The 16,653-nt window shown below is 38.5% G+C and carries 16 protein-coding genes; 8 read left to right on the top strand and 8 right to left on the bottom strand.

Going from position 1 to position 16,653, the window contains the following annotated elements; genetic code table 11:
- The first annotated feature begins 201 nt into the window (after positions 1-201).
- On the top strand, positions 202-654 hold the full coding sequence (locus tag ACLL8Z_RS15035; RefSeq protein WP_411275615.1) for a hypothetical protein: 453 nt from the start codon (positions 202-204) through the stop codon (positions 652-654).
- 72 nt (positions 655-726) lie between these two features.
- Here ACLL8Z_RS15035 and ACLL8Z_RS15030 read toward each other — a convergent pair whose 3' ends face one another.
- Positions 727-1,020, bottom strand: a complete 294-nt coding sequence (locus tag ACLL8Z_RS15030; protein ID WP_411275614.1) for a DUF6965 family protein — start codon at positions 1,018-1,020, stop codon at positions 727-729.
- 203 nt (positions 1,021-1,223) lie between these two features.
- On the opposite strand from ACLL8Z_RS15030, the gene ACLL8Z_RS15025 reads away from it, so the two are divergent.
- The 3 genes from ACLL8Z_RS15025 (at position 1,224) to ACLL8Z_RS15015 (ending at position 3,884) form a co-directional block, all read left to right on the top strand.
- Positions 1,224-1,820: a fasciclin domain-containing protein gene (locus ACLL8Z_RS15025; RefSeq protein WP_411275613.1), complete on the top strand. Its 597-nt coding sequence runs from the start codon at positions 1,224-1,226 to the stop codon at positions 1,818-1,820.
- A 238-nt stretch (positions 1,821-2,058) separates the two neighbouring features.
- Positions 2,059-3,237, top strand: coding sequence for a BamA/TamA family outer membrane protein (locus tag ACLL8Z_RS15020; RefSeq protein WP_411275612.1), 1,179 nt, complete (start codon positions 2,059-2,061; stop codon positions 3,235-3,237).
- 14 nt (positions 3,238-3,251) lie between these two features.
- On the top strand, positions 3,252-3,884 hold the full coding sequence (locus ACLL8Z_RS15015) for a phosphatase PAP2 family protein (RefSeq protein WP_411275611.1): 633 nt from the start codon (positions 3,252-3,254) through the stop codon (positions 3,882-3,884).
- A 142-nt stretch (positions 3,885-4,026) separates the two neighbouring features.
- Here the strand turns inward: ACLL8Z_RS15015 and ACLL8Z_RS15010 are convergent, their stop codons facing one another.
- The 7 genes from ACLL8Z_RS15010 to ACLL8Z_RS14980 form a co-directional block, all read right to left on the bottom strand.
- On the bottom strand, positions 4,027-4,944 hold the full coding sequence (locus ACLL8Z_RS15010) for a hydroxypyruvate isomerase family protein (RefSeq protein ID WP_411275610.1): 918 nt from the start codon (positions 4,942-4,944) through the stop codon (positions 4,027-4,029).
- Between the two features lie 16 nt (positions 4,945-4,960).
- Positions 4,961-6,079: an ATP-binding protein gene (locus ACLL8Z_RS15005; protein WP_411275609.1), complete on the bottom strand. Its 1,119-nt coding sequence runs from the start codon at positions 6,077-6,079 to the stop codon at positions 4,961-4,963.
- Positions 6,080-6,255: 176 nt separating this feature from the next.
- Positions 6,256-7,092: an FkbM family methyltransferase gene (locus tag ACLL8Z_RS15000; RefSeq protein ID WP_411275608.1), complete on the bottom strand. Its 837-nt coding sequence runs from the start codon at positions 7,090-7,092 to the stop codon at positions 6,256-6,258.
- A 92-nt stretch (positions 7,093-7,184) separates the two neighbouring features.
- A complete protein-coding gene (rfbB, locus tag ACLL8Z_RS14995) occupies positions 7,185-8,237 on the bottom strand; it encodes a dTDP-glucose 4,6-dehydratase (RefSeq protein ID WP_411275607.1) in 1,053 nt (350 codons plus the stop codon).
- 18 nt (positions 8,238-8,255) lie between these two features.
- A complete protein-coding gene (gene galE / locus ACLL8Z_RS14990) occupies positions 8,256-9,287 on the bottom strand; it encodes a UDP-glucose 4-epimerase GalE (protein WP_411275606.1) in 1,032 nt (343 codons plus the stop codon).
- Positions 9,287-10,273: a UDP-glucuronic acid decarboxylase family protein gene (locus ACLL8Z_RS14985; protein WP_411275605.1), complete on the bottom strand. Its 987-nt coding sequence runs from the start codon at positions 10,271-10,273 to the stop codon at positions 9,287-9,289. The genes galE and ACLL8Z_RS14985 overlap by 1 nt, the downstream gene beginning before the upstream one ends.
- A gap of 36 nt (positions 10,274-10,309) precedes the next feature.
- On the bottom strand, positions 10,310-11,623 hold the full coding sequence (locus ACLL8Z_RS14980) for a UDP-glucose dehydrogenase family protein (RefSeq protein ID WP_411275604.1): 1,314 nt from the start codon (positions 11,621-11,623) through the stop codon (positions 10,310-10,312).
- A 585-nt stretch (positions 11,624-12,208) separates the two neighbouring features.
- Between ACLL8Z_RS14980 and ACLL8Z_RS14975 the strand changes: the two genes are divergently transcribed.
- The 4 genes from ACLL8Z_RS14975 (at position 12,209) to ACLL8Z_RS14960 (ending at position 16,601) form a co-directional block, all read left to right on the top strand.
- Positions 12,209-12,607: a response regulator gene (locus ACLL8Z_RS14975; RefSeq protein WP_411275603.1), complete on the top strand. Its 399-nt coding sequence runs from the start codon at positions 12,209-12,211 to the stop codon at positions 12,605-12,607.
- Between the two features lie 37 nt (positions 12,608-12,644).
- Complete coding sequence (locus ACLL8Z_RS14970; RefSeq protein ID WP_411275602.1) at positions 12,645-13,688, top strand: sugar transferase; 1,044 nt, start codon at positions 12,645-12,647, stop codon at positions 13,686-13,688.
- Positions 13,689-13,749: 61 nt separating this feature from the next.
- Complete coding sequence (locus ACLL8Z_RS14965) at positions 13,750-14,427, top strand: TolC family protein (protein WP_411275601.1); 678 nt, start codon at positions 13,750-13,752, stop codon at positions 14,425-14,427.
- Positions 14,428-14,432: 5 nt separating this feature from the next.
- Positions 14,433-16,601: an exopolysaccharide transport family protein gene (locus ACLL8Z_RS14960; RefSeq protein ID WP_411275600.1), complete on the top strand. Its 2,169-nt coding sequence runs from the start codon at positions 14,433-14,435 to the stop codon at positions 16,599-16,601.
- Positions 16,602-16,653 lie beyond the last annotated feature (52 nt).

The raw sequence follows: 16,653 nt of genomic DNA, 5'->3' as shown, positions 1-16,653 counted from the left end.
CTCCAAGCTCCAAGCTCCAAGCTCCAAGCTCCAAGCTCCAAGCTCCAAGCTCCAAGCTCCAAGCTCCAAGCTCCAAGCTCCAAGCTCCAAGCTCAGACCTCCGACCTCAGACCTCCGACCTCAGACCTCAGACCTCAGACATTATCATTAAAAAAAACCAATTCTCCACCAACAATGTTATAAGGTCAAAACTAGAAAGATATGAATTTTATAAAATCCCTTATCGCAGGCTTTGCCGGAGCGGCAGCTTTGAATATCCTACACGAAACCATGAGAAAACTCGACAGTGAAGCTCCGCGTATGGATCTTGTGGGTGAACAGGTTGTAAGAAAGTCGGCGGAAGCACTTAATATTGAACCGCCCACTGGAAATAAACTTTACGGGGTAACTCTGGCAGGTGATGTACTCACTAATGCTACATATTTCGCTGCGATAGGAATGGGCTCTAAAAAATATATGGTGTTACGTGCAATTGGTGCAGGCGTTTCGGCTGGCTTCACGGCCCTTAAAGCACCAAAACCTCTGGGTCTTAATGAAAAACATGTAGCCGATACTGAAAAACGCGAAGTTCTGACGGTGGCGTATTACGTGTTCGGCGCCCTGGTTACTGCAGGAGTGTTGGGATTGATGACTAAGAGAAAATCTGTTCACTAAAGAATGGGCTCAGGTATTTGCGAAGGCAGGGCATTTGTGCTGACCGCTAACACTAATATTCAAGATGTTATGCTAAGTAAGTTGATCGAGCAAAACGCTTTTGATCAACATCAGGCGTTCGTAAAAAACAGCTGCAACCTCTTCTTCCCTAATCGAATTTAATGCTTCTAGGTGCCCTTGTATAAAATCAGGGACATTGATTATTTTAACGCCTTCAGATAATATAAGGGTTTCAGGTAATATCATAGAGCTAAAAAACGCATTAAGTTCATCAATAGCCATAATTAAGCCTTTTAAGTTGAATCCTTGAATTACTGGACAATTTGTAACAAAAATTAGACCAACTGCCAACAAATGTTGAAGCATTAATTCAAATTCAATTAATTCTTTGACCGAATAAATAATTTGCTATGAATAGCAAAGGATTTATTCTAAGCAGCAAAAGGGTTTACGTGAAAGGTGCTAAAAAAAGACACGCAAACTTGAAAAATAAATAACAAATAGTAAAACTGTTCAGCCCGCCACTTCGTATGTAGCGTCATAAAACTTAAAACCCAAAAATAATTTGTATGAAAAAGCAATTTTTAAGCCTTGTAATGGCTGTAGCATTTATGGTTACTATTACAGCATGTAATTCTACTAAAACTGAGTCTGCAAGCCAGGACAGTGCAATGATGGATTCCACAGCAATGATGGATTCTACCTCGATGACGAGTGAAGGAGGAGTTGAAGTTGGTGGAGCAATGATGGTTCCATCAAAGAATATTGTTGAAAATGCGGTTGGCTCAAGCGATCACACGACATTAGTTGCCGCGGTACAGGCAGCAGGGCTAGTAGAAACTTTGAGCGGTACAGGTCCCTTCACAGTATTTGCACCTACAAATGCAGCATTTGCTAAAATTCCGAAAGCTACCTTAGACAATCTGTTGAAGCCGGAAATGAAAGCAGACCTTACCAAAGTTTTAACCTATCATGTTGTTCCGGGAGCTGTGATGGCTGCAGATCTAAAAGATGGCCAGGAAATAACAACAGTGCAGGGTCAAAAACTTAAGGTCATCGTCAAAGACGGTAAAGTATCGGTTGGTGGCGCTACAGTTACAATTGCTGATGTGGTTTCAAGTAATGGCGTGACACACGTTATCGACGGTGTTTTAATGCCAAAATAAGTAAAAAGTTTATTTAAATAGTTTTTTCAGAAAGAGCCCTTACACAAAAAGTGGAAGGGCTCTTTTGTCTGTAAAATTTTGAAGGCATCATAATTGTTATGTTTATAAATAATGGAGCAAATTGTGTAACGCTAACTAAAGATTCGGAGAAATTTTTGTTCACTACCATAATATAAACTATTAAACTACCATCCAGGATTTCGGGATGCGCATTCTCAAAAAACTTATATAATAATTTATGTTAAGAATTCTACTGTTTGCAACACTGACACTACACTTTGCTACTGCAACTATTGCCCAAGTACCATCTGGAACAGCTATCTCGGATCCCCCCAGCGATACTTCAAAAGTCGGCTTTCCCGATCGCATTGTTGGAGGGCGTCTGAGTCCGACAGTCGACCTTCGCGCTGTGGATGGAATATCCCTGGGCATTGCCTATAAAATTTCCAGTAAAGCGTATGAAAAAGAACATCCTGGTAGTTTCCAAAAAATAAAAGCTCTGCGTAGCCTTTTCACAAAATCCATGGTGGTTGAATATGGAGCAAATTTTAAAGAGGTTTTTAAAAAAACAGATCTGTCAATAAAGGTCCTTGCAGATATGCAGGGAAATATCATGAATTTCTTCGGCCCAGGTAACGACACGGAATTTAATGAAACGGGTGATTTCAGAAAGTATTACAGAGTTAACTTTTCATATTATGAATTCAAACCAGCTCTGAGGTTCAATCTCACCGATGAAGTATCAATAACAACAGGTCCTTCGATCCAGCATTTTGTTAATGGAAGGAATGAAGGGAGGTATTTTAGCACACCAGCGATCAACTCATCGTATAATGATATTTATGGCGATAAATTGCACGGAGGACTATCGCTTGATTTCACCTGGGATCGACGCGATGATCAAATCCTCCCAACGAGAGGCACAAATTTTAATATCATTCTGCTTGGCTTCGAGGGGTTAAATAGCAGCTCCCAATCATTTACACAAGCCTTCAGTCAGTTCTCTTTTTTTCAATCTTTGGATGCAAACGGGACTATAGTATTGGCTAACAGGTTTGGTGGCGGCTTTACATCCGGAAATCCAGCCTTTTACCAAAGTGCATTTTTAGGAAGTGAAGGAAATTTACTTGGCTTCAGAAAAAACAGATTTGCAGGAGACCATGTTCTTTACAACAACCTGGAAGCACGTATTACCGTTCCAAATTTCCTTCAAAAAATTATGCCCGGAAAGATGGGACTAATTGGTGCTTATGATGCCGGGCGAGTGTGGGTTAATAATGAAACCTCATCTACTATACATCATAGCTTGAGCGCGGGTGTTTTTCTAACACCTTTTAATAAACTTTTTGTGCGAGCCACAGCAGGTTTTTCAAATGAACGTATTCAGCCTACCGTTGCATTTCGGCAGCGCTTTTAATAGATTTATGTAATATGTTTCAGAACAGGAAACGTATCCTAATGTATGTTTTAGGTAGCTTACTACTCGGGTTTGTTATCCTGACTATTCTGATTTCTTATACGCCAATTCCATTATTTGACCAAGAGTTTTCGGAACGAGTTCAGAAACATCAGCATCCATTACTCGATATAGTAATGAATGTGGTAAGCTGGCCTGGTTATGCACCCCAATCCACGCTAATGGTTTTATCGGTATCACTGGTCTTTTTCTTATGGAAAAGGAAAAGAGAGTCTTTATTTATTGCATTAACCTTAACCTCCGGGGTAATCAGTCGGGCGCTGAAGATTCTGATTGACCGACCCCGTCCAACCGACGATCTGGTCCGAATTATAGACGTTGCCAAATATCAGAGTTTTCCCAGCGGCCATGTTCTCCTTTATGTGATCTTCTTTGGCTTTATTATAATATTAATGAATAAGATCAAAGAAATAAACCGTTCGGTAAGGATTGCTTTGATCGTAGTGTGTGCTTTCTTCATATTCACCATTCCACTTTCAAGGATTTATTTGGGTGCACATTGGTTAACCGATGTCCTGGGGAGTATTATGTTAGGATTGTTAGGCCTATATGTTTTAAGCTATTATTACCTAAAAAGTCCCAAGTAAATTAAATTACAACTGTTCGTCTATTTTACTTCCTAATGAGGACAGTTTCATTTCAGAATTTTTCATATCCATACAATCTGTATTGCCTCTGGGTCGGCAGGGAATCAAAAGCCGCTGTCTTGGTTTCCTGGTTTCGTTTCTCTTACAAAAAAGCATCAACCTCCCTATACGCCTTGATCAAAGCCAATTCCCCCTCTTTTCCTTTTATAGAATTGCCATGCTCCATTCCAAGAACTCCTCGGTACCCTTTATTGTAGATATGTTTTAAAACATTTTTGTAATTGATCTCACCTGTCGTGGGCTCTTTTCTTCCTGGATTATCGCCGATTTGTAAATAGGCAATTTCATCCCAGCATTTGTCCATAGTCTGGATCAGATGTCCCTCATTACGTTGCATGTGATAGATATCATACAAAATTTTGCAAGCAGGGCTGTTGACAGCCTTGCAAATCAAATGGGTTTGATCTGCATTTCGAAGGAACAAGTTTGGGCTATCACTTAGTGGTTCAAGAACCATTATGATGTTGTGCGGTGCGAGAATGTCCGCACCACGGCGCAGTGCTTCTATTACATGCCCAGTTTGTATTCCTATCTGAAGATTTCTTTCAAAATCCCCAGGCACTACCGTCACCCATTTAGCATTGACACGCTTTGCCACGTTTACTGCCTCTGTACATCCTTTTAGAAAGATGTCTATAAACTCCTTTTTGCCAGCTGCCAGTGTATTAGCCGAGTTACCGCCCTTTTCAACAACAAAAACGCCCATGTTCATTCCCAGCTTACTCAAGGAATTCCCGATTTTAGTTTGTTCTTCAGGGCTGCGTTTCATCATCCCATTATCCTCAAGACTCCGAAAGCCCTGATCATGCATAAAGCTTATCTGGTCAAGGATATCCTTGCCGGCATGGTTTTCAAACATTCCGGCATGAGGAGCGTAGTTTAAATTAAACGGCCTTTCCGGCTTGGAACCTGGCTTCGCATATGCTAAACCTGAGCCCGAAATTGTTGCTGTCAGCCCCAAAAGAAAGCTCTTTTTTAAAAATTCATCTCTGTTCATCATGATTATCAGTTTAAACTCATTCTGCCAAATTCGGTCTGGCAGCAATATTACTTTGGGCATCTTCAATTTTGAGATACACCTTAAATATAGATCCTTTCCCGACTTCGCTTTCCACCGCAATTTTCCCCTCCACACTATTTACAATTTCTTTTACCAAATAAAGTCCAATTCCATTTCCTTCTGCTGAATCTCCGAGGCGTTCATATTTGCCAAATATTCTTTTGAAATGCTCGCGGGGTATTCCTACGCCATTGTCAACGATACTAATAATCATAAAGCCATTTTCTTCTTCGGTTTTGATTAAAACCTCTGGCCTTCGATCTGCGGATGCATATTTTATCGCGTTGTTTACTAAATTGTATAAAAGGCTTCGCAGCTTGCGTCTGATGAAAACGATCTCCGAAATTTCTACATTGCTTTTTATGATTGCCTTTGATTCTTGAATTTGCGGTGCCAGTGTCATTCTTACATCCTCAATGATATGTTCAATATTCAAAAGTTCCTCCAAAGCCTGATATCTGTGTTGTTGCCAGCGGGATCTGGTCAAATCATTAATGATCTGCTGCATATTAACCAGGCTGCTCTCAACATTCGCCAGTAGCGTAGGAAACATTTCCCTTCCCTTCTCAGGTATTTTTTTGAGCATCTGAATAGTAAGATTAAGGGCTGTCAACGGAGATTTAATATCATGCGAGATCGTATCAAGTAACATTTCATGTTCCGCAATCAATTTTTCCTGTTCTTTAAGGTCCTTTATGCGCATAGTAATCTCTACGAATGTAATGATAACACCATTTGTTTTTTTCTCTTTAACAAGAACATAAGGGATGATATTCATCTGGTACCAGCGCATGTCAGTTGTCTGGATTTCTTTCTCCAGTATTTCGCCGGTATCGATCACATGCTGGATATTGTCTACTATGGCAGGGAATCGTAAGTTTTCGCGAATATCTGCAATCGGCCGACCCACATCCGTCAATGCCAATTTAAACTGCCGCATGGTAGGAGGAGTAAATTTTCTTAGAATTAAATGGGCATCCACAAACAACTGCGGGATTATTGTATTGCGGAAATAATTTTCAAGCTCATTATTCAGCTCGATAAGCGTACTTATTTGCTCGTTTTTATCTTGCATGGGCAGCTGAATCCCTTTTGGGAAATACAATATTACAAGTATAAATAATAATAATTTAAATCAAGCGGAAGAATGTATGACACTTAGCTCGCTTTGTTCATACTCACTTAACTGCGTTTTTTCAAATCGCTAAAAGCGTCGGTTTGAAGCGGCGGTACCGGAGACCAATAGTCAAATTAATCTTCCATCATGGTTAATCTGGAAGATTGGAGATTTTCTAATCCCCTATTAATTGCTACACAAAGTCCATCTCGATCAACCATATAGAATCCAATATTTTTTAGATGTTCTGTTATCTCGTTAACTTCATATGCTGTTGGGGTTGGTTCGAAAACGATCTTTTCAATTTTTGAAGCCAATTCGTGGTCTAATTTTTTTATTATTTCATACTCAGCCCCCTCGCAATCCATCTTTAGCAAATGGCATTTTGTAAGGTTTAATCTTTGAAACATTTCGGAGATGGATACCAGTTCAATTTCAGTGTAAGCATCGCTGTTAGTCTCTGATCGCATGATACTATGCCCACCGACATTGTTTTTATGAATATAAAGCCTTTCGGTTCTAGTGGTACCTCCTATACCAAATGGAAATGCAGTAACTTTATTCAGTTTACTAACTTCAATAGTTTTGGAAAGTTGTTGGTAGTTTGAAGCAAATGGCTCAAAACTGTAAATTGTAGCATCGGGATATAATTGTTTCATTCTTAAGGTAAACAAACCTGTATTACCACCTATGTCCATAATCGCCGGTTCCTCAACAGTCAGAACGGGATAATCGTAACATTTATCGACAAAAATTTCTTTATAGATATAAAGAGACATGAATTCCCTAACATAAAATGCTCCGCCTTCTTTGAGACGTAATAGAATTGGACGTTTCCATAGGGTTGGGAAAAATTTTACTGCAAGCGCAAGCCAGAAAACCGACGAAGACGTTAATGTTTGTTTATGCTTCGAGTAGTTGTCAATAGAAAACAATTCGTTTAATGTCCAATTTAGTCGCCAGGATATCATGGGTTTTTTATTTGCAGTAATCTTTATATTAAAATTATAGTTCTGGCAATTGTCGCCGGCTATCATCAAAAAGTCATCGCAATAACAAAAAATTATCTTTCGGAATACTGTTCATTATAATATGACTGATAATTTCCTGAAGTAACATTTTGTAGCCATTCTTCGTTGTCAAGATACCAGTCAACAGTTTTTGCCAGACCTTCCTCAAACTGAAGGCTCGGTGTCCAGTTTAGATCTTTTTGCAATTTCGATGAATCAATGGCGTATCGTTGATCGTGACCTGCACGGTCCGTAACAAATGTGATCAATCGGGCTGATGTACCCGGCTCACGGTTAAGCTTATCATCCATGATCTTACATAAAAGATTAATTAAATCTATATTCTTCCACTCATTGTGGCCCCCAACATTATATGTGCTGCCAGTTGTTGCGCCATGAAAAATTACATCAATCGCACGGGCGTGGTCTTCAACCCAAAGCCAGTCGCGAATATTATCACCCTTGCCATAAACAGGTATAGGACTAAGGTTCTTTATATTATTAATAGCAAGAGGGATGAGTTTTTCTGGAAAGTGATACGAACCATAATTGTTGGAACAGTTTGAAATCACGATATCCATTCCATAAGTATCATGATAAGCTCTAACAAAATGATCCGAACTTGCTTTAGAGGCAGAGTATGGGCTATGTGGATCGTAAGCTGTCTCTTCATGGAAAAGCCCTTCGTCACCAAGACTGCCATAAACTTCGTCAGTGGAAACGTGATAAAAACGATGATTGCCATAATCTCCTTTCCAAGCATTTTTTGCAGCATTAAGAAGATTAACGGTACCAACAACGTTTGTAATCACAAATTCAAGGGGATTACTAATGGAACGGTCGACATGGGATTCCGCAGCCAGATGGATGACAGAGTGAATATTTTCAGAAATGAAAAGCTCCTTGATTAAAGCAGAGTCTACGATATCTGCTTTAATAAAGCGATAATTACTCTTATTCTCAATATCCCGTAAATTTAAAAGGTTACCGGCGTAGGTAAGCTTATCCAGGTTAATAATTTGATATTCAGGGTGTAAATTAACGAAGCGCCTGACAACATGGGAGCCAATAAAACCAGCACCGCCGGTAATCAATATTTTTTTCATTTGCATATTTTATATCCCTTACATGGGATTTTGTTTGATATAATTTTCCCACGCCCATGCGGAACTCATCATAATCGGAAGATCTAGTTCGGCCTTCCATAAAAGTTCTTTTTCGGCCTTGACGACTTTACCGAAGATCTGTTCAACATCGCCCGCACGTCGAGGGCCTATTTTATAATTAGCTTTTACTCCGGTTGCCTCTTCAAAAGCATTAATCACTTCCAAAACTGAGCTGCCTTTGCCGGTGCCAATGTTATATACTTTGAACCGATTTTCCGCACTGTCCTTTTCCATACTTTTCAAAGCTGCAATATGGGCTTTTGCAAGGTCAACTACATGTATATAATCACGGATACAAGTTCCATCAGGGGTATTGTAATCATTCCCGTGAACCACAATATCTCCTCTTTTTCCAATAGCAGCCTGGGTAATGTATGGTACTAAGTTTTGAGGTACTCCAATCGGCAGTTCACCAATCAGCGCCGAAGAATGGGCACCTACGGGGTTAAAATAACGTAGTGAAGTAACCTTTAACTTCGCATTTGCGCGGGTTGTATCCAAGAGAATTTCTTCCGAAATTTGCTTGGTATTACCATATGGAGATTCGGCTATCTTCACTGGGGCTTCCTCTGTTACGGGTAACTGTTCGGGCTCACCATACACAGTGCAGCTGGACGAGAAAACAAAGTTTACAGGTTGTTCTGAAAGGGCGCCCAAAAGATTTACCAATGAATATAGATTGTTGCGATAATATTTCAGAGGGTTCTGGACCGACTCGCCAACGCTTTTATAAGCCGCGAAATGGATTACCCGTTTAATATCTGTGTTTTGAGAAATGAACTCGTTTGTACTTTTTGCATCACAAAGATCAAACTTAAAAAAGGCCGGTTTCACTCCAGTGATTTTTTGAATCTGATCAATAATTTGAGGTGTCGAATTGGAAAGGTCATCAACAATTATCGGAGTGTATCCGGCATTTATTAATTCAACAATCGTATGGGAACCTATAAAACCGGTACCCCCTGTAACGAGAACTTTTTTGGCGGACATTATTTATTATTATAGTAGGTAAAATCTTTATGTTTAATTTCCTTTTCGGGTAATGATCTGAAATAGTCGTAGGTAATTTTAAGTCCCTCTTCCCTTCCAACGAGAGGTTCCCAGTTAAGGATTTTCCTGGCTTTAGTAATATCAGGTCGACGCTGCTTAGGATCGTCAGTTGGCAAGTCGTGGTAAACCATTTTTTGTTTAGTTCCGGTTAGTTTAATAATCTCCTCGCCGAATTGCTTGATAGTTATCTCGTCTGGATTTCCAATATTTACAGGCTGTGCATAATCCGAAAATAACAAGCGAAAAATTCCTTCTACTAAATCGTCCACATAACAAAAAGAACGGGTTTGAGATCCATCACCAAAAACTGTGAGGTCTTCACCTCTTAGCGCCTGCCCAATAAAAGCAGGCAATACGCGTCCATCATTCAACCTCATTCGCGGACCATAAGTATTAAATATCCTGACTATACGGGTTTCAAGGCCATGAAAAGTATGATATGCCATTGTCATAGCCTCCTGGAAGCGCTTGGCTTCATCATATACACCACGCGGGCCTACAGGGTTTACGTTGCCCCAGTATTCTTCAGGCTGGGGATTAACAGTCGGATCGCCATAAACCTCAGATGTTGATGCAATTAATAGTCGTGATCCTTTAGACCTGGCTAAGCCAAGCAAGTTATGAATTCCCAGAGATCCAACCTTCAATGTCTGGATCGGAATTTTTAAATAATCAATTGGACTGGCGGGAGATGCAAAATGAAGGATGTAGTCCAATGGGCCGGCTACATATACAAATTTTGACACATCATGGTTATAAAACTCAAAATTCTCCAGTGGAAAAAGGTGCTCAATATTTCGAAGCTCTCCTGTTATAAGGTTATCCATACCAATAACGTGGAAATCTTCTCTAACGAATCGGTCGCATAAATGTGACCCCAGAAAACCTGCCGCGCCGGTAATCAGTATACGCTTTCTTTCATTCATAATTTTAAAAACTTTAAAAGGCTTAACCTTTACGGATCAATTAGATATTACTTTTCTGCCGATACTATTATAATAATATCCCAGATCAATCATCTTTTGAAGATCATATAAGTTTCGTCCATCGAAGATGATGTTTTGTTTCAGGAGCGAACTCATTCTGGCAAAGTCAGGGGTTCTGAATACTGACCATTCTGTTACTATCATTAATGCATCAACATCAGCTAATATATCGTACTGATTGTCTCCGTATACAATTTTATCGCCTTTAATCCTTTTAATGTTGTCCATTGCTTCTGGATCAAATACACGAACTTCCGCGCCATCTTTCAACAGTTCATCGATAATGTATAACGCCGGAGCTTCCCTTATATCATCAGTTTCTGGTTTAAAAGCAAGACCCCAAATAGCGATTTTTTTATCCTTTAAATCACCCTTATAAAATTTTCTCATTTTCTCAACCATCAGGGTCTTTTGGGTATTATTTACATCCATTACGGATTCAAGGATCTTAAAATCGTAATTGTTTTCCTTTGCTGACTGGGCAAGTGCCTGAACATCCTTAGGGAAACAACTGCCGCCATACCCTACACCAGGAAATAAGAAGCGTTTACCAATTCTCTCGTCTGACCCGATACCACGTCTTACAGCGTCAACGTCAGCCCCAACAAGTTCACATAAATTTGCAACTTCGTTCATGAATGTAATTTTGGTAGCCAGAAAAGAGTTAGCTGCGTATTTAGTCAGTTCTGATGAACGAGGGTCCATAAATATAATGGGATTACCCTGCCTTACATAGGGTCCATACAATTCGGCCATTAATTTTTGAGCACGTGGGCTTTCGGTACCAACAACCACACGGTCAGGCTTCATAAAATCATCTACAGCCACCCCTTCTCTGAGGAATTCAGGATTTGAAACTACATCAAATTCCACGGAAGTGTGTTCCTTAAAGATTTTAATAACCTTATCAGCAGTTCCAACGGGTACGGTTGATTTGGTTACAATAACTTTATAGTCTTTCAAAAGTTTAGCAATGTCCTTTGCGGCACCCAAGACATAACTTAGATCCGCCGCACCATCACCCCCAGGAGGAGTAGGTAAAGCAAGAAAAATTATTTCTGCATCTCTTATAGCATCAGCAAGATTCGTTGTAAATGTTAATCGCTCTTGTTCTATATTACGAAGAAATAAAAGCTCCAATCCAGGCTCGTATATTGGTAATTTAAAAGACTGCATCATCTTAACTTTTTCCTCATTTATATCTACACAGATGACCGAGTTTCCTGTTTCAGCAAGACATGTACCGGTTACCAAACCAACATATCCTGTACCAATTACCGCTATTTTCATACGTATTTAAAGACTATCTAAAAAATTAAAAATTTATCTGACCAAGATATAAATTATAATAAAATTTATATACTCCAAATATGATACCAATGATTAGCCCGGAATAGAGATTAAATATTCTGAATATTGAACGATAGATTTATGCTGCAAGTTTGATTCAGAAAATGGATAAGAAAAATCAAGGAAATGGTAGTTAATCGGTAGGAAATGTCAAGCTGTTGGGGGAGGATTCCCATAGCCCGCTTTAAGCCGACTTGTTTGTTATTAGACACAAAAGTACCATATACTGTACAGCAATTCAATGGAAAATTTATCAAGTAAAACGTTGAAAAAAAAAGTCGAAACATGGAGTAAGAAGTCCTTAATTTAGTAATTAAAGTATGGTGCTCCGATGGGTTAGTGTCTTGTTAACACCATTTAAACGGCATTTCTGATAGCTTACATTTTTAGCTGTAAAATGTTTGGTGTCGTCCTCCTCTGAGGTTGACATGCTTAGATTAATCAAGCTACTCAATTAACTTAAAGTCAGCTCAGGAGTGCTTTGGCATATATCTTGCAAAATGGGTGATATCTAACACGTTCAACATGAAAAACATCCCATTTATAAATCTCCATAAACATAAGAAAAAGATTCTTATTGTTGATGATGAAGTAAGCGTTTTAAAGCTACTTCAATTTATTCTCAAAGACGAATATGAGCCGATAATAAGGCAAAGTGGAATAGACGCACTGTCCACGTTAAATAATGGAGAAATTCCTGATCTGATTATTTCAGATATGGAAATGCCCTTTTTTAGCGGAGTTGAATTTATAAAATCCTTGAAGACGAGCGGATATTTTAGGAATATCCCCGTAATTGTTTTGTCCGGATCTGATTCGCCGGAGAATATCCAAGCCCGTATTCCTTATATAATAAACGGAATTATGCAGAAGCCGTTTAATCCCACGAACCTGAAAAATGTAATCAAATCTGTACTTAACTAATTAATAAAATTCTCTACCACTTTTTTTATCCACTGCCATGAATAATAATATTAACATACTCTATTTCATAAATGAGAACGAAGATTCTTTTTTAGCGGCCTTTAAAAGCCCGGAATTCCGTTTGAGACGCGCAAATCAGCTTGCGGATTTAACTACTATTGCTGAAAACTTTTCCTTGTCGGAGCTTAACTCTACAATATTGATTGAAGTTAATGCTGAAAGCTTACAAAGTACAGTACACGCAGCAAAATCGATTAAAAACAACTGGTATACACGTAACCTGGCAATTATTTTTATTCTTTCTGAAAATGATCCTCAGATTATTAAAACAGCATTAGAACTGGGTATAAACGATTGCTACGTCAATCCGATTCCATATGAAGATCTAAAGGAAAGAATAACTTTCTTAAATACGTTTGCAATTTTAAAATCCAAAATCAGTAACGCTCCGGCATTACTTGAAAAAGATTACAAGATTCCTCTTCTTAAACGGGCAATTGACATTCTGATTTCGGCAAGTGCTTTAATATTTTTAAGTCCTATTTTAATCATAGTAGCAATTTTGATCAAACTGGATTCTAAAGGCAGTGTTTTCTATACAAGTAAACGTGTAGGAACCGGCTACAGAATATTTGACTTCTACAAATTCAGAACTATGAGAACGGATGCTGACAAAGAAGTTAGTACACTTATTCAAAATAATCAGTACGGAAATTCAGCATTCTTTAAGTTGAAAAATGATCCGAGGGTTACTAAGCTTGGAAATTTCCTTAGAAATACCAGTATCGACGAACTGCCTCAACTATTGAATGTCCTTAAAGGCGAAATGTGTTTGGTAGGAAATCGCCCATTGCCATTATATGAGGCAGAACTATTGACTACTAATGAATGGTCAACCAGATTTTTAGGCCCAGCAGGTCTAACTGGCTTATGGCAGGTTACCAAAAGAGGAAAGAAAGATATGTCTGAAATAGAAAGAAAAGAGCTGGATAACTATTACGCAGCGAATTTCTCTCTTGCAATGGATGTAAAAATTATTCTTCAAACTTTCCCTGCGCTTATACAAAAAGAGAAAGTGTAATATCCTAAGGATACACCATTAAATTAACGATTCATCTCTCCACTATAATATTATTAAAATAATGAAAACCACCGGCCTTCTTTGCCTCATGATTATAGCAGGCATAACCGCGACTTACGGACAGCAATCCATCGTCTCTCAAATTAATTATAACCAGCTGGAAAAATATATCCAGTCGGCTAAAGAAAATTATCCGAGGAGACAGATCATGGCTTTGAACACCGAAGTTGTTGCAGCTGATGTACCTGCAGCTAAAGTGTCCCTTTTAGACATTTTCAATGCGTCATACATCTACCGTCCAGATAATGCAATTGCCATTAATCAATTGAATCCATACGTTGTAAACGGCTTTCAGTTCGGCGTTAACATGAGTTTGGGAAACTTTCTGCAAAAGCCCTTCCTAATAAAGAAAGCAAAGTCTGAGCTTAAGATTGCACAACTTGAACAACAGGAATATGATGTAATCTTAACTAATGAAGTAAAGAGCAGATATTATGCATACATCCTTCAGCTTAATGAGTTAAAATTGAGAACTCAGGCTGCCCAGGATAATAAAACAGTAGCTGACGACTTGCGTTACAAATTTGAGAAAGGCGAAATCACACTTCAGGCCTACAATTCGTCAAGAATCAGCGCAACAGGTGCTGATTCGAGTAGAATACAGTCTGAAATAGACTTTCTGAAGTCTAAGGACGCATTGGAAGAAATAATAGGCAGGAAATTAGAATCAGTAAATTAATAACGATGGAAACCAAAAAATTATTCAAGCTTTTAAAGCGCTACTTATGGTTAATCATTTTACTTCCAATCTTGACGCTGGGGGTAACTTATTTACTTGTCAAAGATTTACCGGAAGAATATAAATCAGAAGCTCAACTTTCGACTGGCCTCGCTGATCAGTCACAACAGATGACTTCTGATCAGAACATGGATTATTTCCGGATAAATCAGCAGTTTTCTAGCATCATTCAGATGATGAAGATGAAAAAGATGATCGATATATTGTCTTACCATTTAATACTTCATGATCTAAAGTCGCCTCAAAACGCTTTTGTAAAGTTAAGTGATGAAGTAAAAAGTCTGAGTCCTGCACAAAAGGAAGAAGCTATCGCGTTCTTCACATCAAAATTATATGATAAATCGTCGATAACTGTTGCTGATAACGGAAAAATTAAATACTTCGATATCCTGGCTTCTATGGGTTACGATGAGAAAAGTATCCGAAAAAAACTGGAAGTCACGCGAAATGAAAGCAGTGATTTTATTACAGTAGAATATATCTCTACCGATCCTCTTTTGTCGGCATTTGCTGTTAATACTTTGTCAAGTCAATTTATTAACACGTATGAGCAAACTACCAATAGCAACCAGGCGAAGTCAATTGCCTTACTTGATTCATTATTACAGAATAAGGAAAAGCTGATGAATTCTAAGAATTCAGAACTGAAAGATTACAAGATGGAGAATGGAGTGTTAAATCTTGGAACGCAATCAGATATACTTTATGCACAAATTTCAGCGTATGAAGAACGTAAAGCACAAGCTATTAGAGATATCCAGTCCAATCAGGGTGCCATAGCCAGCATTAATAGCAAGTTAAATAGCTCAAGCAGCAATTATGCTGGAGGAAGTGTTGTTAAAGACAACAATGATATTATAAATCTTAGGAATCAACTTCAAATTGCAAATGAGCGTTATGTAGATGAAAATTTTAGTCCGGTTTACAAACGCAGAATTGACTCTCTACAAAATTTACTTTCAGCACAGGTTTCAAGAACATCAGATCGGTATTTGTCTAATCCGCAAAATGCAAAGGATAATCTTCAAGAACAAAAAAGATCTATGGAAGTTTCCCTGGATCTAGCCAGAAACAGCATCCGGTCAATCGACAGAGAATTGGCACAACTTAAGGGTAAATACAACGCATTAGTACCATTTGATGCAGGGATTCAAGGATATGAGCGTGATGCAGAGGTAGCAACCAAAGAATATCTGGAAGTACTCGAACGGTTTAATCAAGGCAATATCGAGAAAAGTGTAGGCTTACGTTTACAAATAGCACAATTAGGACTACCTGGTTTACCTTTAACATCCAAACGCCTGCTATATACATCCTTGTCTGGGGTAGCAATTTTATTTCTCTTACTAGCCGGAATATTGTTCATTTATCTGTTTGATAGGTCCATCAATACTTCAAAAGAATTATCTCTTGCAACTCAGAGTCCTGTGTTAGGAAGTTTGACTTTGGTCAAGGAGCCGGGAATGGACCTACAAAAGATCTGGAATAATACTGATGAGCCTAATTTTTCAGTTTATAAAGATCTTCTAAGGTCTTTGAGGTTCGAAATTGATCATCAGTTGTCACCAGATCAAAATGTTGTAGGTATTACTAGTATGAAATCAGGTGAGGGGAAGACTTTTCTATCAATTGGTCTAGCATATGCATTTGCTATGACAGACAAGAAAGTTTTGTTAATCAGCAGTGATTTTGAGAAGCCAGAAATTGGCAAAAAAGAACTTCCTGCACAGTTTTTTGAAAATTTCCTGGTCAAAAGAGAAATAGAACGGGAGGACTATATCACTGTACTTAATACCAGGTCTACTAACGGTTCTCTGTTTGAAGTTCAAAACGAGAAAAGCCTTAAAGCTAGTTTCGAGGTGCTTAAAGATCAGTTTGATATTATCATAATTGATATAAACAGTATGGGTAACAGCAACAAGGCTAAAGAATGGTTACTATTCACAGATAAAAATGTGGCAGTATTCGAAGCGGGCAAAACGCTTTCGGAGGAAGATAAAGATTTTGTCTCCTTTATGAAAAACCAGGATGGCTTTATGGGATGGGTACTCAATAAGGTTAAAGTGCGCGAATTAAGCAATAATACTCCCCTATTATCGCCAAAGTATGCTTAATGAAATGAGTGTTTAAGTAATTAAGTTTCATCTCTTAGTTCTTAAGACTGAT

It is taken from the genome of Daejeonella sp., from assembly GCF_046590655.1.
Taxonomy (GTDB): Bacteria; Bacteroidota; Bacteroidia; order Sphingobacteriales; family Sphingobacteriaceae; genus Daejeonella.
The sequence above is the reverse complement of the archived record's forward strand: the minus strand, read 5'-3'. Positions and strand labels throughout refer to the sequence as shown.

Coding starts and splice junctions, on each gene's coding strand:
- ACLL8Z_RS15035 (WP_411275615.1), top strand. CDS start 202: ATGAATTTTATAAAATCCCTTATCGCAGGCTTTGCCGGAGCGGCAGCT.
- ACLL8Z_RS15030 (WP_411275614.1), bottom strand. CDS start 1,020: ATGCTTCAACATTTGTTGGCAGTTGGTCTAATTTTTGTTACAAATTGT.
- ACLL8Z_RS15025 (WP_411275613.1), top strand. CDS start 1,224: ATGAAAAAGCAATTTTTAAGCCTTGTAATGGCTGTAGCATTTATGGTT.
- ACLL8Z_RS15020 (WP_411275612.1), top strand. CDS start 2,059: ATGTTAAGAATTCTACTGTTTGCAACACTGACACTACACTTTGCTACT.
- ACLL8Z_RS15015 (WP_411275611.1), top strand. CDS start 3,252: ATGTTTCAGAACAGGAAACGTATCCTAATGTATGTTTTAGGTAGCTTA.
- ACLL8Z_RS15010 (WP_411275610.1), bottom strand. CDS start 4,944: ATGATGAACAGAGATGAATTTTTAAAAAAGAGCTTTCTTTTGGGGCTG.
- ACLL8Z_RS15005 (WP_411275609.1), bottom strand. CDS start 6,079: ATGCAAGATAAAAACGAGCAAATAAGTACGCTTATCGAGCTGAATAAT.
- ACLL8Z_RS15000 (WP_411275608.1), bottom strand. CDS start 7,092: ATGATATCCTGGCGACTAAATTGGACATTAAACGAATTGTTTTCTATT.
- rfbB (WP_411275607.1), bottom strand. CDS start 8,237: ATGAAAAAAATATTGATTACCGGCGGTGCTGGTTTTATTGGCTCCCAT.
- galE (WP_411275606.1), bottom strand. CDS start 9,287: ATGTCCGCCAAAAAAGTTCTCGTTACAGGGGGTACCGGTTTTATAGGT.
- ACLL8Z_RS14985 (WP_411275605.1), bottom strand. CDS start 10,273: ATGAATGAAAGAAAGCGTATACTGATTACCGGCGCGGCAGGTTTTCTG.
- ACLL8Z_RS14980 (WP_411275604.1), bottom strand. CDS start 11,623: ATGAAAATAGCGGTAATTGGTACAGGATATGTTGGTTTGGTAACCGGT.
- ACLL8Z_RS14975 (WP_411275603.1), top strand. CDS start 12,209: ATGAAAAACATCCCATTTATAAATCTCCATAAACATAAGAAAAAGATT.
- ACLL8Z_RS14970 (WP_411275602.1), top strand. CDS start 12,645: ATGAATAATAATATTAACATACTCTATTTCATAAATGAGAACGAAGAT.
- ACLL8Z_RS14965 (WP_411275601.1), top strand. CDS start 13,750: ATGAAAACCACCGGCCTTCTTTGCCTCATGATTATAGCAGGCATAACC.
- ACLL8Z_RS14960 (WP_411275600.1), top strand. CDS start 14,433: ATGGAAACCAAAAAATTATTCAAGCTTTTAAAGCGCTACTTATGGTTA.